This window comes from Methylovorus glucosotrophus (assembly GCF_009858335.1).
GTDB classification, from domain to species: domain Bacteria; phylum Pseudomonadota; class Gammaproteobacteria; order Burkholderiales; family Methylophilaceae; genus Methylovorus; species Methylovorus glucosotrophus.
On record NZ_VMSE01000001.1, the window covers coordinates 414,808 to 430,503 of the forward strand.

The following is a 15,696-nucleotide window of genomic DNA, read 5'->3' on the forward strand; positions in this document are numbered from 1 at the left end:
GCTTAGAGCACAACCTTGACGCTAGGATGTGAAGTCAATGCGCGATAAATATCGTCGAGCTGTGGTTTGGAGGTGACGTAAACATAGCAGGTAAGGCTGATGTAGCGTCCACCAGAACTCGCGCGCATCTCGACCCGTGTAGCGTCGAATTCAGGCGCATGCACCCGGATAACGTCCACCACGGTGTCGGAAAAGGTCTCATGCGTTTCTCCCATGACCTTGATGGGGAAGTCGCAAGGGAATTCAATCAGAGTGTCTTGATCAGCCATGAGGTGTCTCCGCGCTACGCATAATGTGGTTTTTATAAAGCTGATACGCTTTATACATGCGCTTGAATATGGGGCCGGGCAGGCCGTTTGCAATGGGGGTGTTGTCCAGCTGCACAATGGGCAGGATTTCCTTGGTCGAAGAGGTCATCCACAGCTCATCGGCGCTACGGATGCGCGCTTCAGGGAAATAGCCAATATCAACGGGGATACCTTCGCTCTCGGCCAGTTCCAGAATCACATCGTAGGTAATGCCAGGCAGCATGTGCTGGTCTTTGGGCGGCGCCAGTATCACGCCTTTATCCACGGCAAAAATATTGCTGGCAGCGCCTTCGGTCAGCATGCCATCGCGGAACAGAATGGTTTCCACCGCACCTTCGTCGACGGCCATCTGGCGCAGCAACACATTGGGCAGCAATGAGATGGCTTTGATGTCGCAATGATCCCAGCGGATATCCTGGCTGCTGATGGCAACGGCGCCGCTTTCCACCAGACTCGCAGGCGGCGTGATCAACGGATTGCTCATCATGAAAACGGTAGGCTCCACATGCGCAGGAAATGCATGGTCGCGTGGTGCAGGCCCGCGCGTGACCTGAATGTAGATGGACTGGTCTTCTGCTTCATTGCGCTTGACCAGCTCTTCCACATGGCGGCTCCAGGCGGCGCTGTCATACAGATTGGGTATGCGCAGACTGCTGAGGCTGGTGCTCAGCCTGCGCAGATGCTCTTGCAAACGGAAGGGGTGGCGCGAGTAAACCGGGATCAGTTCATACACGCCATCGCCGAAGATGAAGCCGCGATCGAGTACCGGAATGCGGGCTTCTTCTATCGGCATGAAGGCGCCGTTCAGGTACACGATCTGCGACATGAACTCAGGCAAACCAGAGTTTGATGGTATCCCACAGACGACCAAACAGGCCGGCAACTTCTACGTTCTTGGCAGCGACCAGCGTGCGCTTGTCGATCAGCTTGTCATCCAGGAAAAACTCAATGGTGCCGACGTCCTGCCCGGCGCTGATCGGCGCGATCAAAGGCTGACGGCTGGTCACCTTGGCTTTGACACGGGCATATTCGCCCTTGGGCAGGGTGATCGACAGGTCAGTGGGGACAGTGGCAGCCACCAGATTATCCTGGCCTTTCCAGACCTTGAGTTGGTTGATTGGCTGGCCGCGCTTGTATACCAGGTGTGATTCATAGAACTGGAAGCCATAGTTCAGCAGTTTCTGGCTTTCAGTCGCACGGGCGCTATCGGAAGGCGTGCCCAGCACAACGGAAATCAGGCGCGTTTCGCCGCGCTTGGCGGATGAGATCAGGCAGTAGCCAGCGGTCTTGGTGTGGCCGGTTTTCATGCCGTCAACGTAGGGGTCCAGCCATAACAGGCGGTTGCGGTTAGGCTGGGTAATGTTGTTGTAGCTGTACTGCTTTTGCGAATACAGGCGCTTGTAATCTTCAGGGAAGTCGCGGATCAGCGCCGATGCCAGCAGCGACAGGTCATACGCCGTGGTGTAGTGCTGTGGATCAGGCAGGCCCGTGGCATTCATGAAATGGGTATTTTTCATGCCCAGGCGTGCTGCTTCCTTGTTCATCAGGTCAGCAAAGGCTTCTTCGGTGATCGCAATGCCTTCCGCCAGCGCAATGGATGCATCATTGCCAGACTGAATGATCATGCCATGCAGCAGCTCATCCACGGTGACTGGGCGATTAGGCTCAACAAACATTTTGGAGCCTTCCACCTTCCAGGCCTTGATGCTGATTGGCAGCGTCTGGGTCAATTGCAGATGGCCATTTTTCACGGCCTTGAAGGAGAGATAAGCCGTCATCAGCTTGGTCAGTGAAGCTGGCTCTACGCGCTCATCGCCGGCTTGCTGGGCGATGGTGGACTGGCTGTTGAAGTCGCGCAGAACATAGGACTTAACTGCGAGTGAAGGCGGTGGTGGAATCTCGGCGGCCTGCACAGTGAGACTGCAAACAGTGGCAACCAGGGTGAAAATGCGTGAAATATAAGACATGGCTTCCTACTTTGAAAATTACTTGCGGATAACGATGGCGGTCGTGCCCAGCGTCTGCTTGATGTTGGCTGCAGCGCGGTCAGCTTCTGCCCGGCTGCTATATGGACCCAGCAGCACGCGATAGGTGCCATTATTATACCAGCTCTGGGTGGCGACATTGCCGGCCAAGCCTTGCTCCCTGATTCTGTTGCTCAATGCATCGGCATTGGATTGTAATTTGAATGCGCCAACCTGCACGTAATCGCCGCTGGCAATGCTGGCGGTATTGTCCACTTGTGGCAGTGCATTGGCCGTGGCCGGTTGTGGCAATGGCGTATCGCTGACTGGAGCACTCGGTGGCGGCATGGGGGTGGCTGGGGCAGGCGTTACGACGGAGGGTAATGGTTTTGCGCCGGGACGCGTGTCGATGGCTTCAACTTCCACCAGGCCGCTGCCTTTCTGGCTCAGACGCAGCTTGTAGGCCGCCGCATAGGAGAGGTCAATCAGGCGGTCACTATGGAACGGTCCGCGATCATTGATACGCACGATGACGGAGCGGCCATTCTCGGGATTGGTTACCCTTACATAGCTGGGCAGCGGCAAGGTGGTATGCGCGCCCGTCATGCCGTACATGTCGTAGATTTCACCGCTGGAGGTTTTCTGCCCGTGATAGCGTCGGCCATACCAGGAAGCAATGCCGCGCTGTTTGTATGGCTGATACTCGGTCATGGGTTTATACGACACGCCGAGCGCGATGTAAGGCCGGTTGGCGCGTGGCAAGAGCGCTTCTGCCCGTGGCACGGCGTCAGGGATCGCATCGATATCCGCCGGAGGATTGTCCCCCGGGCCATCATCCAGATAGTAGCCACCGCGCTTGGGGGCTGGCGTTGTGGGGGTGCCGGATGTGCTGGCTCCCGGAGTCGTGTTGTCAGGTTTGACGGTGGTACTGCCACCGCACGCGCTTAGCCAGAGGGGAATGGCCAGGGCAATCAGATAGCGAGGTAGTCTCATCAGGAAGTCACCAGTTTTTTATGGGTGTGTATGCTCATCAAAATACCAAAACCCAGCAACAGGGTCACCAGCGAGGTGCCGCCGTAGCTGATCAAAGGTAATGGAACGCCAACGACCGGTAAAATTCCGCTGACCATGCCGATATTGACGAAAACATAGGTAAAAAAGGTGAGCGTGATACTGCCTGCCAGCAATCGGCAGAACATGTTTTGTGCCTGGGCGGCGATCACCATGCCACGGCCAATGAGTAGCGTGAACAACAGCAATAGCAGCAGATTGCCCATCAGGCCGAACTCTTCCCCGAACACGGCGAAGATGAAGTCGGTGGTGCGTTCCGGCAGAAAATCCAGCTGCGACTGCGTGCCATGCAACCAGCCCTTGCCCGCCATGCCGCCCGAGCCCAGCGCAATAGTCGCCTGTATGGTGTGGTAGCCCGCGCCCAATGGATCCTGATACGGGTCAAACAGGATTTCAATACGCTTGCGTTGATAGTCATGCAGCATGGTCCAGAAGATGGGCGCCATGACACCGGCAAACACGGCCAGGCCAACCAGCAGGCGCCAGCTCAAACCCGCCAGAAACAAGACATAAAAGCCGGAAGAGGCAATCAGCAGCGAGGTGCCAAGGTCCGGCTGCTTCATGATGAACGCGACTGGAATTGCCAGCAGCAACGCACCAATGGCATGGTTGCTGAGACGCAGGGTGTTGTCGCGTCTGGAAAAATACCAGGCCAGCAGCATGGGCACCGCGATTTTCATCAGCTCGGATGGCTGAATGCGTGCGACTCCGATATGCAGCCAGCGTCTTGCACCGTGGCTGATCTCGCCGAAAAAGAACACCCCGACCAGCAATACCATGCCCAGGATGTAAAGCGGCAAGGCCAGCCGTTCCAGATGCTGGGGTGCAATATTGGCTGCGATCCACATAATGGCCAGCGCTGCCCCCATGTTGGCCGCTTGCGACAGCACGCGATCCACATTCTGCCCGGAGGCACTATAGAGCACAAACAGGCCTACCAGCATGGTGAACAGCAGGCTGCCCATGAGGAAGGAGTCGATATGCCTGACGATGTAGGAACCGAAGCGATTAATCATGCAATTCTTCCTCGTGTGCGGGTTCCGGTGCATTGACCGCCGCGGCATCAACTGCGGGAACCGGCGGTGGCGGTTCTTTGCCCAGCAGGTAGTAGTCCATGATCTTGCGGGCTATCGGGCCGGCCGTCGAGCCGCCGTGGCGACCATTTTCCACGATCACCGCTACCGCAATCGTCGGGTCATCGGCGGGAGCATAGGCTATGAACAAGGCATGGTCCAGATGCCGTTCGTTGATTTTGCTCTCGTTGTATTTTTCATTCTGCTTGATGCCGATCACCTGGGCTGTGCCGGTTTTGGCTGCAATGGCATACGGGCTGCCTGCGCCCACGCTCGCGGCTGTACCACCAGGCAAGGTCACATTGACCATGCCCTGAGTCACGATTTCCACATGGTGCGGATCCAGCGCAACGCGATCCACCACCACCGCCGGGTTGGGCGTGATGACGCCGTTGCGCGCCTCCTGAATGCTGCTCACCAGACGGGGTCGCATGGCGACGCCTTTATTCGCCAGAATGGCAGTGGCTTGGGCCAGCTGCAATGGCGTGACCAGCGTGTAGCCTTGCCCAATGCCGGTGATCACGGTTTCGCCGGGGAACCAGCGTTGCTTCCAGCGCTTCCATTTCCATTCTGGCGTAGGCAAGAGACCGCTCATTTCGCCCTTCATATCAATGTCAGTCTTGCGGCCAAAGCCGAAGTGGCTGACAAAGGAGGTCAGGCGGTCTATGCCCATATCCAGCGCCAAGCCGTAAAAAAACGTATCGCAGGAGACGGTAATCGCGCGTTGCACATCCACCAGGCCATGGCCACCGGGTTTCCAGTCGCGGTACCGATGTGAGCTGCCGGGGAGCATGAAATAGCCAGGATCGCTGATGGTGAAAGGGGGCTCGCGTTTGCCCGCTTCCAATCCGGCCAGGGCAACAAAGGGTTTGAATGTGGAGCCGGGGGGATAAATGCCGCGCATGGGGCGATTGATCAATGGCTTGTCGATGGACTCGTTCAGCGCTTTCCAGCTTTCGCTGTCGATGCCGTCTACAAAAAGATTGGGGTCAAAGGTGGGTTGGCTGACATACGCCAGCACTTCGCCATTCTTGGGATTGATGGCGACCAGGGCGCCGCGGTGATCGCCAAACGCTTCTTCGCCTATGCGTTGCAGCTTGCTGTCTATGCTCAGGATCAGGTTGTCGCCGGGTACCGGTGGCGTGCTCGACAATACGCGCACAGCGTGGCCATCCGCATCAATTTCCACTTGCTGGAAGCCCGTCGTGCCGTGCAACTGGCGTTCGTAATATTGCTCCAGGCCACTTTTGCCGATGTGATCCGAGCCTTTGTAATTGGATAGCTCGTTGGACTCGGACAGGGAGGCGAGGTCGCGATCATTAATGCGGCCAATGTAGCCCAGCATATGGGCACCCAGATTGTTTTCCGGATAGTGACGGAACAGGCGCGAGCGTATCTCCACCCCGGGGAAACGGTAACGGTTGACGGCAAAGCGCGCCGCTTCAACTTCGTTCAGGTGCGTGCGTATCGGCACGCTTTCAAAACTGTGGCTCTGCGTACGCAGCTTCTTGAAGCGCTTGCGATCCGCCGCGCTGACTTCAATGAATTCGCTGATTTCATTGATAGTGTCTTCAACATTCTTGACCTTGGATGGCGTGATTTCCAGCGTGTACGCAAAGAAGTTATGCGCCAGTATCACGCCATTGCGATCCAGGATCAGCCCGCGATTAGGCACGATAGGCACTAGCGAGATGCGGTTGTTTTCTGCCAGCGTCTGGAAGTAGTCGTACTTCATCATCTGCAGGAAGAAAAAGCGGCTACCCAGAATGCTAAAGCAGACCAGCACCAGCACGGCCATAAACGCCAGGCGCAGGCGGAAATTATGCTGTTCCAGCTGGTAGTTGCGGAGCTCGGAGCGGTAGTTCAATCGGGCTTAGTCCTGGTCCGTGTGGCCTTGAATGCCAAGGCGGGTCAAGATCACCGCGAGCCATAGCATGATGCCGCTGATACAAGGGTAAAAATAGCCCCAGCCCGGGCTCTCGCCACCGGCAAACATCTTGAGGATGAGTAATGTCAGCTGATTGAACACCAGCAGGGCAAATACATAAGCAGCCTGTTGCCAGATATTGAACAGGGTAAGGCGGCGCTGATAACTCAAGGCAAAGAACGCAGTTAAGGCATAGGCCAGCGCGGCCTGACCAAACAGGCCACCCGTCGCCAGATCAATCACCAGTCCGGCGAACCAGGCCGTGCCAATGTTGCATAGATGAGGCGCCCGCAACAGCCAGTACAGTAGGACCAGCAACACAAAGTCAGGGCGTATGGTCAATGCCACGCCCGACCAGGGCAGAAGCTGGCAGAGCAGGGCCGCGAGCAGAGTCAGGTAGATGGTGCTGAGATTGGGGCGCATGTCAGATTATTCGGGTACTGTAGGATTTTTGACGGCAGGCGCTTTTTTTGCGGGCAGGGTTGCGGCAGGCGCTGTATTTTTCTTCTGCACGACCACGGGCTCGGGTTTGGGCATATCCAGCAACAGCACCTGTTTGTGATTTTCGATGCCGGCCAGCGGCTTGCATACGATATGGGCAAAAGGTGAGTTGGGATTGCGCTCGACCGTGACTACCTCAGCGACCGCCAGTCCCATGGGATAAACGCCATCAATTCCGGAAGTGACCAGTCTGTCGCCCCGGCGGATATCGACGTTGGCGGGCAGATAGGGCAGGTCGAGCATGGTGTCGCGGCCATGACCAAAGGCAATGGCGCGCAGGCTGTTGCGCTCCACTTGAATCGGTACCGAAAGTTCGCGGTCGGTAATCAGCGTGACTTCGCTGGTAAACGGGTAGACGCGTGTGACCTGTCCGATCACACCATCCCCATCAATCACGGCTTGTCCTGCCACCACCTCATGGCGACTGCCGAGGTTGATGACCACCCGGTGGGTGAAGGGGTCGCGCCCGATATGCAAAATCTCGCCCAGGCGCGCATTTTGGGGTGAATTGCGGGCGGCGCCCAGCAGGTTGCGCAGGTGCTCGTTTTCCTGCTCCAGCGCGCGGAAGCGTTGCAGTTCTGCGCTTTGCAGCAGGGCCTGCTCGGTCAATCGGCCGTTTTGCTTGAGCAGGCTGCTGTGCGTGGTGAGGTATTCATTGGCATCGTGCATCAGGTCGGATGGCGCATTGGCCAGTACTTGCAAAGGATGCATCAAGGCGCTGAAGCCCTGACGCACCTCGACCAGATAATGCAGGCGCGAGTCGGTCGCCATCAGGGTGAGCGAGACGGCGGCGAAGAAAATGAGGCGGGCAAACGGACTGGGGCCGCGGACAAAGAAGGCCGGTGAGTGTTGAGGTTCAAGCGGACGCGGCATCGATAGGTTCAGCCCTGAGTCTATCCTGTAGTGAAGGGCCCATCAGACTGGGCGCCAAACAAACTACGCTTATCAATTAAAACAGGCCGTTGCCGGCCTGTTACGGTTATGCAGATGCGTGTATCTGCTTACTCGCTGGCAAACACATTGCCGAGCTTGTCCATTTCTTCCAGCGCACGACCGCTACCGCGGGCAACACAGGTCAATGGATCTTCTGCCACGATCACGGGCAAGCCGGTTTCTTCCACCAGCAGACGATCCAGATCGCGCAGCAAGGCGCCACCGCCGGTCAGCACCATGCCTTTTTCGGCAATGTCGGCGCCGAGTTCAGGCGGGGTTTGTTCCAGTGCCGATTTCACTGCACCCACGATGGAGTTCAATGGCTCGGTCAGCGCTTCCAGGATTTCATTGCTGGAAATGGTGAACTTGCGTGGCAGGCCTTCTGCCAGATTACGGCCGGTCACTTCCATTTCCAGCACTTCGGAGCCAGGGAAGGCGGAACCGATTTTCTTCTTGATCAGTTCGGCCGTTGGCTCGGAAATTTGCATGCCGTAGTTGCGGCGGATGTAATCGATGATGGCTTGGTCAAACTTGTCACCGCCTACCCGTTCGGATTTGGCGTAAACAATACCACCCAGCGAGATCACGCCCACTTCGGTAGTGCCACCGCCGATATCGACCACCATGGAGCCGGTGGCTTCTGCTACCGGCATGTCGGCGCCAATCGCGGCGGCCATCGGTTCTTCAATCAGGTAAACCTGACGGGCACCAGCGCCAATCGCGGATTCGCGGATCGCGCGGCGCTCTACCTGGGTTGAGCCTACTGGCACACAGATGATGATGCGCGGGTTGGGGCTGAACAGGCGGGATTCGTGAATCTTGCGGATGAAATACTTGAGCATTTGCTCGGTAATGGTGAAGTCGGCAATCACGCCGTCTTTCATCGGGCGGATCGCGGTGATGTTGGCTGGGGCGCGACCCAGCATGCGCTTGGCTTCCAGGCCAACTGCCAGCATGGTTTTCTTGCCTGCCGGGCCGCCTTCCTGACGGATGGCTACAACGGAAGGTTCGTCGAGGACGATGCCGCGGCCGCGGACGTAAATCAGGGTGTTGGCGGTGCCGAGGTCGATCGCAAGATCGTTGGAGAAGTAACTATTTAAAAGACCGAACATGGTTGTCTGTATCCTGAACGAACGGCCGCGACTTGGCTGAGGCAAGTCGCGGCTGAAGATGTGCATAAAATCAAGTTATAATACCCGATATAGTCGCGAATTTTAAGACTAGTTTTAAATTTGGGCTGGCGGGCACTGTTGCTCCCCGTTCACACTGGCCGCCAAGGCGGTTTAATTTTTCAAGCGTTCTGGAATAAACCCATGTCACTGAGCAGTTCAGATGTAAAGCGCATCGCGCATCTCGCGCGAATTGAGGTGAGCGATCAGGAAGCCGAAGCCACCTTGCAGAAATTATCCGGCATTCTTGGGCTGATCGAGCAGATGCAGGCGGTGGATACCACCGGCATCGTTCCCATGTCGCATTCGCAGGATGTGGTGCAGCGCTTGCGTCCCGATGTGGTCACCGAAACCGATCATCGCGCCGCTTTCCAGGCGATCGCGCCTGCCGTTGAAAACGGGCTGTACCTCGTTCCCAAAGTCATCGAATAACCCTAACGTTCGCGAATCAACTCCATGATAAACAGCAGCCTCAAACAGCTGGGTGCCATGCTTCAGGCGAAGCAGATATCCAGTACCGAACTGACGCAGGCATTCCTGCAGCGCATTGATCAGCATAACCCCGAGATCAATGCCTATATCACCATAGACGCTGAGCGCAGCCTCGCGCAGGCCAAAGCCGCCGATGCCCGCATCGCCGCTGGCACTGCGCAGCCGCTCACTGGTATTCCCATTGCCCAGAAAGACATTTTTGTTGCCAATGGCTGGAAAACCACCTGTGGCTCCAAAATGCTGGACAACTTTATCGGCCCTTACGACGCCACCGTGATCAAGCTGTTTGATGAAGCGGGCGCAGTGAACCTGGGCAAGACCAATATGGATGAGTTCGCCATGGGTTCTTCCAACGAAACCAGTTACTACGGCAAGGTGCAAAACCCATGGGATCGCACGCGCGTACCTGGCGGCAGCTCAGGCGGCAGTGCGGCTGCCGTGGCCGCGCGTCTGTGTGCGGCGGCGACCGGTACCGATACTGGTGGCTCGATTCGCCAGCCAGCCTCGCTGTGCGGTTTGTCCGGCCTGAAACCGACCTACGGCCTGGTGTCGCGTTACGGCATGATCGCCTTTGCTTCAAGCCTGGACCAGGCGGGCCCCATGGCCAAGTCCTGTGAAGACATGGCGCTGATGATGAATGTCATGACCGGCTTTGATGAGCGTGACTCCACCAGCCTGCAACGTGACAAGGAAGATTACGAGCGTGAGCTGGGCAAGCCGCTGCAAGGCCTGCGCGTAGGTCTGCCCAAGGAGTTTTTTGCCGACGGCCTCAGCAGTGAAGTTGCGGCCGTGGTGGAATCCGCCATTGCCGAATATCGCAAGCTGGGTGCCGAGATTGTCGAGATCAGCCTGCCCAATACCCAGTTATCCATCCCGGTGTACTACGTGCTGGCGCCGGCGGAAGCCTCCAGCAACCTGTCGCGCTTTGATGGTGTGCGCTACGGGCACCGCGCTGCAGAGTATGACGATCTGCTGGACATGTATTGCAAGAGCCGCGCCGAAGGCTTTGGCGCCGAGGTCAAGCGCCGCATCCTGATCGGCACCTATGTGCTGTCGGCAGGTTATTACGATGCTTATTACCTCAAGGCGCAGCAGATTCGCCGCCTGATTGCCGAAGACTTTGCCAAGGCATTCACCCAGTGCGATGTGATCATGGGCCCAACCGCGCCTGGTACTGCCTTCCGCAGCGGTGAAAAAGCCAATGATCCTGTCGCCATGTACCTCGAAGACTTATACACGATTGCCGTCAATCTGGCCGGTCTGCCTGGCATGAGTATTCCTGCCGGGTTCGCCAGTGTGGATGGCAAGCAACTGCCAGTCGGTCTGCAGGTGATCGGTAACTATTTTGACGAGGCGCGCATGCTGAATGTAGGCCACGCCTATCAGCAAGTGACGGATTGGCATAGCCGTATGCCGGAGGGGCTTTAATCATGCAGTGGGAAGTTGTTATCGGGCTGGAAACGCATACCCAGCTTCAAACCAAATCCAAGATTTTTTCTGGCAGCAGCATTGCCTTCGGTGCTGAGCCCAACACGCAGGCCAGCGCGGTGGATATCGCCCTGCCTGGCGTGTTGCCGGTGCTGAACCAGGAAGCCGTGCAATGCGCCATCAAGTTTGGCCTTGCAGTGAATGCCGAGATCGCGCCGCGTTCGGTCTTCGCCCGCAAGAATTACTTTTACCCTGACTTGCCCAAGGGCTACCAGATCAGCCAGTACGAGCTGCCGGTGGTAGGCAAGGGCTCGCTCACCGTGCAAGTGGGCGATCAGGAGAAGACTATCCGCATTACCCGCGCGCATCTGGAAGAAGATGCAGGCAAGTCGGTACACGGCGCGTCGGCTGGCATGTCCGGCATAGACCTTAATCGTGCCGGTACGCCGCTGCTGGAAATTGTGACCGAGCCGGACATGCGCTCAGCCGCTGAAGCCGTGGCCTATGCCAAAAAGCTGCACGAGCTGGTGCAGTGGATAGGCATTTGCGATGGCAATATGCAGGAAGGCAGTTTCCGTTGTGACGTGAACGTCTCGGTACGCCCCAAGGGTTCCGACAAGCTCGGCACGCGCCGCGAGATCAAAAACCTCAACTCCTTCCGCTTCATGCAGCAGGCAATCGAATACGAGACCCGCTGGCAGATCGAGACCCTGGAAGACGGCGGCACCATCCAGCAGGCCACCGTGCTGTTCAACCCGGATACCGGCGAAACCCGCGCCATGCGCAGCAAGGAAGAAGCCAACGACTATCGTTACTTCCCTGATCCTGATTTGCTGCCTTTGCAGATCACAGTGGAAGATATCGCCAAGGTGAAGGCCGTGATGCCAGAACTTCCCGGCGACATGAAGGCACGCTTCGAACGTGAGTATTCGCTCTCGGCTTATGACGCATCTGGCCTGACATCCTCGCGTGGTATTGCCGATTACTTTACGGCCGTGGTAGCGCAGGCTGCCGAGCCTAAAATGGCCGCCAACTGGGTCATGGGCAGTGTCGCAGCCAAGCTCAACGAGCAGGATCAGGATATCAGCGCATCGCCGGTGAGCCCGCTGCAACTGGCTGGTTTGCTCAAGCGTATTGCCGACAACACCATCTCCAACAAGATCGCCAAGGAAGTATTCGAGGCAATGTGGGCTGGCGAAGGCGATGCCGACAGCATCATCGAGAAAAAAGGCCTGAAGCAGGTGACGGATAGTGGTGCCATCGAAGCCATCATTGATGAAGTGCTGGCTGCCAACGCTGCCATGGTGGAAGAGTTCCGCGCTGGCAAGGAAAAAGCCTTCAACGCGCTGGTGGGCCAGGCCATGAAAGCTTCCAAGGGAAAGGCCAACCCGGCACAGGTAAATGAGGCGTTGCGCCGCAAACTGGGCGCCTGATTAACTGGCAATAGTTTGCGCGCATGAAAAAAGCCGGGATGTCCCGGCTTTTTTCATTTTTGCATCGCGCTGTCTGCTAGTGCCTGCAGGATGCTTTGCCATTGCTGCCGTTTTGTCGTTTGCGGAATGCTGGCATTTGCCGGGCTGGTGGATGGCAAGGTGCTAAAACTCAGGCTCGTCAGTGCTTCCTTGCTTAATTTTTCTGCTTTGATCACATGGCGCTGAAATGCCTGCGCCGCCTTTTGCCCATTGAAAAACACATGGCGGATCTGCGCATGTGTGGCAAAAAAACCGGCGAAGTCGTTGGCGACAATGCTGCCTTCATCAATCGCGCTATCCAGGCTGCCGGGGCGGAAGCATTGATGCATGACATCCCACAGCGCAATGTGGTGGCGGCATAGCTGGGCCAGGCGCTCGGCATAGGGCAGATGGGGGTGGGCCCCGACCAGCTCGCCCATGATGGGCCAGAACAGATTGTGCGGGTGACCGTAATATTGCTGTTGTGTGAGGGAGGCAATGCCAGGCATGGATCCCAGAATCAGGACGCGGGCATCCGACTGGGCAACGGCGGGGAAGCCTTCAATGCTGGCCATGGTGCAAGGATGCCCGCCGTGTCGGAGATTAAGCGCAGCTGACGCCGTATTCGTTGCGGTAGGCCTCAATCGCGGGCTGGAATGTGGCAAGTTCCGGCGCATGTTTGAGGTAATCAATCAGGCTGCTCAAGCTCGCGATGCTGATGACGGGCATGCCGGATTGCTGCTCAACTTCCTGCACAGCCGACAAACTGCCCAGGCCCCGTTCCTGCCGGTCAATGGCAATGGCAACCGCCGCGGGCGTGGCACCTGCCGCACGTATCATCTCCACGGACTCCCGCACCGAGGTGCCAGCCGAGATCACATCATCCACAATCAGTACGCGGCCCTTGAGCGGGGCGCCGACAATGGTGCCGCCTTCGCCATGGTCTTTGGCTTCCTTGCGGTTGTAGGCGTAGGGCACATTTACGCCACGGCGCGCCAGGGCAATCGAGATGCTGGCGGCGAGGGTGATGCCTTTGTAGGCGGGGCCAAACAGCATGTCGAAGGGGATGCCGGACTGCACAATGGCGGCGGCATAATATTCGCCCAGCTTCATCAGGCTTTCGCCATCGTTGAACAGACCCGCATTGAAAAAGTAGGGACTGAGGCGGCCGGCCTTGGTTTTGAATTCGCCAAAGCGCAATACTTGCTTATCAATGGCAAAGGCGATGAATTGTTGCGTAAAATCGAGGGCTTGATCAGACATGAGAGTATGGAAAAGGGGTTGAGCTTGTACCGAATTATATCTGCAAATCTGAATGGCATCCGGTCCGCGGCCAATAAAGGGTTCTACCCATGGCTGCAACAGCAGAATGCTGACATCGTCTGCATGCAGGAGCTGAAGGCGCAGCTGGCGGACATGACGCCGGAAATGCTGAACCCCGAAGGGTACTTTGGCTATTTTCACTACGCCGAAAAGAAAGGCTACAGCGGCGTCGGCATCTATACCCGCGTGCAGCCGGATGCCGTGATTGTGGGCCTGGGGATAGCCGATATTGATGCCGAAGGGCGCTATCTGGAGTTGCAGTTCGGCAATCTCAGCGTGGTGTCGCTGTATCTGCCCTCAGGTTCCAGTGGCGAAGAGCGTCAGGCCTTCAAGTTCAGTGTGATGACGCGCTTTCTGGTGCATCTCGAGACCTTGCGTGCCAACGGTCGCGATGTGGTGATCTGTGGTGACTGGAATATCGCGCACAAAGAGGCTGACCTTAAAAACTGGAAGGGCAACAAAAAGAACTCAGGTTTCTTGCCAGAGGAACGCGCCTGGCTGACCGATCTGTTTGATCGCGTGGGCTGGGTGGATGTTTACCGGGTGCTGCATCCCGATACCACCGACGAATGCTATACCTGGTGGAGCAACCGCGGGCAGGCCTGGGCCAAGAATGTGGGTTGGCGTATTGATTACCAGATTGCGACGCCGGATTTCGCTGCCAAGGCGATAGCAGCCAGCATCTACAAGCTGGAGCGCTTTAGCGATCACGCGCCGCTGATTATTGATTACCAGCGCTAAGCTGCCTTGGGTATGCGTTACTTGGGGTCGCTGATGGTGGGCGTGGCAAGCGGCTTGCCATGCCAGGGCGCGATCTTCAGCAGCAACAGCATGCCGGGGATTGCCGCCACAAAACACAGCAGGAAGAAATTCACCCAGCCCAGTATATCCACCAGATAACCGGTAGTGGCGTTGGCAAAGGTGCGCGGCACGGCCGCCAGACTGGTGAACAGCGCAAACTGGGTGGCGGTGTAGAGCGGGTGGGTGGTCTGGGCGATATAGGCGACAAAGGCGGCGGTGCCCAGGCCTACGCCAAAGGCTTCCACGCCAATCACAACCCCCAGCCACAGCAGGTCGTGCCCCACGACGGCCAGCCAGGCAAAGCCCAGAATCGCCAGCATTTGTACTGCGCCAAACAGCCACAGCGAGCGGTGTATGCCGAGCTTGACCATCCAGATGCCGCCCAGCAGGCCGCCTATCACGCTCGGCCACAGCCCGGCATTTTTAGCGATGAGGCCGATTTCCGTTTTGCTGAATCCCATGTCCAGATAAAACGGCGTAGCGAGCGCCACCGCCATGCTGTCGCCCAGCTTGTACAAAAAGATAAACGCCAGAATCAGCAGGGCGGAGCGCCAGCCATTGCGGTGGATGAATTCATTGAAAGGCTCGACGACGGCAGCGGCGAGCGTTCTTGGCCGTCCGGGCTTGAGCTCGGGCTCTTTGACCAGCAGCGTCATCACCATGCCGGGCAGCATGAAAAGCGCGGTAATCAGAAATACGCTATCCCACGCCATATGGTCGGCGAGAATCAGCGACAGCGAGCCGGGGATCAGGCCGGCAATCTTGTAGGCATTTACGTGAATCACATTGCCCAGGCCCAGCTCGGCATCAGGCAGGATTTCACGGCGATAGGCATCAATCACCACATCCTGGCTGGCGCTGAAAAAAGCCACCACGGCCGCCAGGTAAGCGATGGTCCAGATATCCAGCACGGGATGCAGCTTGCCGAACAGGGGAATGCTGACCAGCAGAGCAACTTGCGTCACCAGTAGCCAGCCGCGCCGCCTGCCCATGGGCGGAATATAGCGATCAAACAGCGGAGCCCAGATGAACTTCCAGGTGAAGGGCAGCTGGATCAGGGCAAACAGGCCGATGGCCTTGAGGTCGACCCCTTCAGAACGCAGCCATGCCGGTAGCAGGCTGATCAGTATGAATAAGGGGAGTCCGGAGCTGAAGCCGGTGAAAATGCAAATCAGCATGCGCCGATTGAGCAGCGCCTTAAGCCAGGTGGGTTGTGCGTTCATGGGCGACACATTACCCGAAATCGGGTGCCGCA

16 protein-coding genes are annotated in these 15,696 nt (G+C 57.4%); 4 read left to right on the forward strand and 12 right to left on the reverse strand.

The window, feature by feature from the left end:
* Positions 1-2 precede the first annotated feature (2 nt).
* From FNL37_RS01840 to FNL37_RS01880, 9 genes are all read right to left on the reverse strand, one after another.
* Positions 3-269 carry an HP0495 family protein gene (locus tag FNL37_RS01840; RefSeq protein ID WP_013443253.1) on the reverse strand — a complete coding sequence of 89 codons (267 nt, stop codon included), beginning with the start codon at positions 267-269 and terminating at the stop codon, positions 3-5.
* The gene (locus tag FNL37_RS01845) at positions 262-1,134 is read right to left on the reverse strand and encodes a D-amino acid aminotransferase (protein WP_159354937.1); all 873 of its coding nucleotides are present in this window, start codon (positions 1,132-1,134) and stop codon (positions 262-264) included. The genes FNL37_RS01840 and FNL37_RS01845 overlap by 8 nt, the downstream gene beginning before the upstream one ends.
* A 4-nt stretch (positions 1,135-1,138) precedes the next feature.
* Positions 1,139-2,275: a D-alanyl-D-alanine carboxypeptidase family protein gene (locus FNL37_RS01850; protein ID WP_015831020.1), complete on the reverse strand. Its 1,137-nt coding sequence runs from the start codon at positions 2,273-2,275 to the stop codon at positions 1,139-1,141.
* Between the two features lie 18 nt (positions 2,276-2,293).
* Positions 2,294-3,265, reverse strand: a complete 972-nt coding sequence (locus tag FNL37_RS01855; RefSeq protein ID WP_013443250.1) for a septal ring lytic transglycosylase RlpA family protein — start codon at positions 3,263-3,265, stop codon at positions 2,294-2,296.
* The gene (gene rodA / locus FNL37_RS01860; RefSeq protein ID WP_159354938.1) at positions 3,265-4,359 is read right to left on the reverse strand and encodes a rod shape-determining protein RodA; all 1,095 of its coding nucleotides are present in this window, start codon (positions 4,357-4,359) and stop codon (positions 3,265-3,267) included. Before rodA ends, FNL37_RS01855 begins: the two co-directional genes overlap by 1 nt.
* Positions 4,352-6,283 carry a penicillin-binding protein 2 gene (gene mrdA / locus FNL37_RS01865; protein ID WP_013443248.1) on the reverse strand — a complete coding sequence of 644 codons (1,932 nt, stop codon included), beginning with the start codon at positions 6,281-6,283 and terminating at the stop codon, positions 4,352-4,354. Before mrdA ends, rodA begins: the two co-directional genes overlap by 8 nt.
* A gap of 6 nt (positions 6,284-6,289) precedes the next feature.
* Positions 6,290-6,766, reverse strand: coding sequence for a rod shape-determining protein MreD (gene mreD, locus FNL37_RS01870; protein ID WP_015831018.1), 477 nt, complete (start codon positions 6,764-6,766; stop codon positions 6,290-6,292).
* Positions 6,767-6,772: 6 nt separating this feature from the next.
* The gene (gene mreC, locus FNL37_RS01875) at positions 6,773-7,717 is read right to left on the reverse strand and encodes a rod shape-determining protein MreC (protein ID WP_159354939.1); all 945 of its coding nucleotides are present in this window, start codon (positions 7,715-7,717) and stop codon (positions 6,773-6,775) included.
* Between the two features lie 128 nt (positions 7,718-7,845).
* The gene (locus FNL37_RS01880; protein ID WP_013443245.1) at positions 7,846-8,889 is read right to left on the reverse strand and encodes a rod shape-determining protein; all 1,044 of its coding nucleotides are present in this window, start codon (positions 8,887-8,889) and stop codon (positions 7,846-7,848) included.
* Between the two features lie 201 nt (positions 8,890-9,090).
* Between FNL37_RS01880 and gatC the strand changes: the two genes are divergently transcribed.
* Genes gatC through gatB form a run of 3 tightly spaced genes read left to right on the forward strand, consistent with a single transcriptional unit; the run spans position 9,091 to position 12,299 of the window.
* Positions 9,091-9,378 carry an Asp-tRNA(Asn)/Glu-tRNA(Gln) amidotransferase subunit GatC gene (gene gatC / locus FNL37_RS01885; protein WP_013443244.1) on the forward strand — a complete coding sequence of 96 codons (288 nt, stop codon included), beginning with the start codon at positions 9,091-9,093 and terminating at the stop codon, positions 9,376-9,378.
* Positions 9,379-9,402: 24 nt separating this feature from the next.
* Positions 9,403-10,866 carry an Asp-tRNA(Asn)/Glu-tRNA(Gln) amidotransferase subunit GatA gene (gene gatA / locus FNL37_RS01890; RefSeq protein ID WP_159354940.1) on the forward strand — a complete coding sequence of 488 codons (1,464 nt, stop codon included), beginning with the start codon at positions 9,403-9,405 and terminating at the stop codon, positions 10,864-10,866.
* Positions 10,867-10,868: 2 nt separating this feature from the next.
* Positions 10,869-12,299, forward strand: a complete 1,431-nt coding sequence (gene gatB / locus FNL37_RS01895; RefSeq protein ID WP_159354941.1) for an Asp-tRNA(Asn)/Glu-tRNA(Gln) amidotransferase subunit GatB — start codon at positions 10,869-10,871, stop codon at positions 12,297-12,299.
* 53 nt (positions 12,300-12,352) lie between these two features.
* Here the strand turns inward: gatB and FNL37_RS01900 are convergent, their stop codons facing one another.
* Complete coding sequence (locus FNL37_RS01900; protein WP_159354942.1) at positions 12,353-12,892, reverse strand: DNA-deoxyinosine glycosylase; 540 nt, start codon at positions 12,890-12,892, stop codon at positions 12,353-12,355.
* Positions 12,893-12,920: 28 nt separating this feature from the next.
* The gene (pyrE, locus tag FNL37_RS01905) at positions 12,921-13,580 is read right to left on the reverse strand and encodes an orotate phosphoribosyltransferase (RefSeq protein ID WP_013443240.1); all 660 of its coding nucleotides are present in this window, start codon (positions 13,578-13,580) and stop codon (positions 12,921-12,923) included.
* A 6-nt stretch (positions 13,581-13,586) separates the two neighbouring features.
* Here pyrE and FNL37_RS01910 point away from each other — a divergent pair, with 6 nt between their 5' ends.
* Positions 13,587-14,381: an exodeoxyribonuclease III gene (locus FNL37_RS01910; RefSeq protein ID WP_159354943.1), complete on the forward strand. Its 795-nt coding sequence runs from the start codon at positions 13,587-13,589 to the stop codon at positions 14,379-14,381.
* A gap of 17 nt (positions 14,382-14,398) precedes the next feature.
* Here the strand turns inward: FNL37_RS01910 and FNL37_RS01915 are convergent, their stop codons facing one another.
* The gene (locus FNL37_RS01915) at positions 14,399-15,664 is read right to left on the reverse strand and encodes an AmpG family muropeptide MFS transporter (protein ID WP_159354944.1); all 1,266 of its coding nucleotides are present in this window, start codon (positions 15,662-15,664) and stop codon (positions 14,399-14,401) included.
* Positions 15,665-15,696 lie beyond the last annotated feature (32 nt).

Excerpts from the sequence above, each read along its gene's own strand:
- rodA (WP_159354938.1), bottom strand. The coding sequence starts at position 4,359 with ATGATTAATCGCTTCGGTTCCTACATCGTCAGGCATATCGACTCCTTC.
- FNL37_RS01840 (WP_013443253.1), bottom strand. The coding sequence starts at position 269 with ATGGCTGATCAAGACACTCTGATTGAATTCCCTTGCGACTTCCCCATC.
- FNL37_RS01855 (WP_013443250.1), bottom strand. The coding sequence starts at position 3,265 with ATGAGACTACCTCGCTATCTGATTGCCCTGGCCATTCCCCTCTGGCTA.
- pyrE (WP_013443240.1), bottom strand. The coding sequence starts at position 13,580 with ATGTCTGATCAAGCCCTCGATTTTACGCAACAATTCATCGCCTTTGCC.
- FNL37_RS01910 (WP_159354943.1), top strand. The coding sequence starts at position 13,587 with ATGGAAAAGGGGTTGAGCTTGTACCGAATTATATCTGCAAATCTGAAT.
- FNL37_RS01900 (WP_159354942.1), bottom strand. The coding sequence starts at position 12,892 with ATGGCCAGCATTGAAGGCTTCCCCGCCGTTGCCCAGTCGGATGCCCGC.
- mreC (WP_159354939.1), bottom strand. The coding sequence starts at position 7,717 with ATGCCGCGTCCGCTTGAACCTCAACACTCACCGGCCTTCTTTGTCCGC.
- mreD (WP_015831018.1), bottom strand. The coding sequence starts at position 6,766 with ATGCGCCCCAATCTCAGCACCATCTACCTGACTCTGCTCGCGGCCCTG.
- FNL37_RS01845 (WP_159354937.1), bottom strand. The coding sequence starts at position 1,134 with ATGTCGCAGATCGTGTACCTGAACGGCGCCTTCATGCCGATAGAAGAA.
- FNL37_RS01915 (WP_159354944.1), bottom strand. The coding sequence starts at position 15,664 with ATGAACGCACAACCCACCTGGCTTAAGGCGCTGCTCAATCGGCGCATG.
- FNL37_RS01850 (WP_015831020.1), bottom strand. The coding sequence starts at position 2,275 with ATGTCTTATATTTCACGCATTTTCACCCTGGTTGCCACTGTTTGCAGT.
- gatC (WP_013443244.1), top strand. The coding sequence starts at position 9,091 with ATGTCACTGAGCAGTTCAGATGTAAAGCGCATCGCGCATCTCGCGCGA.
- gatB (WP_159354941.1), top strand. The coding sequence starts at position 10,869 with ATGCAGTGGGAAGTTGTTATCGGGCTGGAAACGCATACCCAGCTTCAA.
- gatA (WP_159354940.1), top strand. The coding sequence starts at position 9,403 with ATGATAAACAGCAGCCTCAAACAGCTGGGTGCCATGCTTCAGGCGAAG.
- FNL37_RS01880 (WP_013443245.1), bottom strand. The coding sequence starts at position 8,889 with ATGTTCGGTCTTTTAAATAGTTACTTCTCCAACGATCTTGCGATCGAC.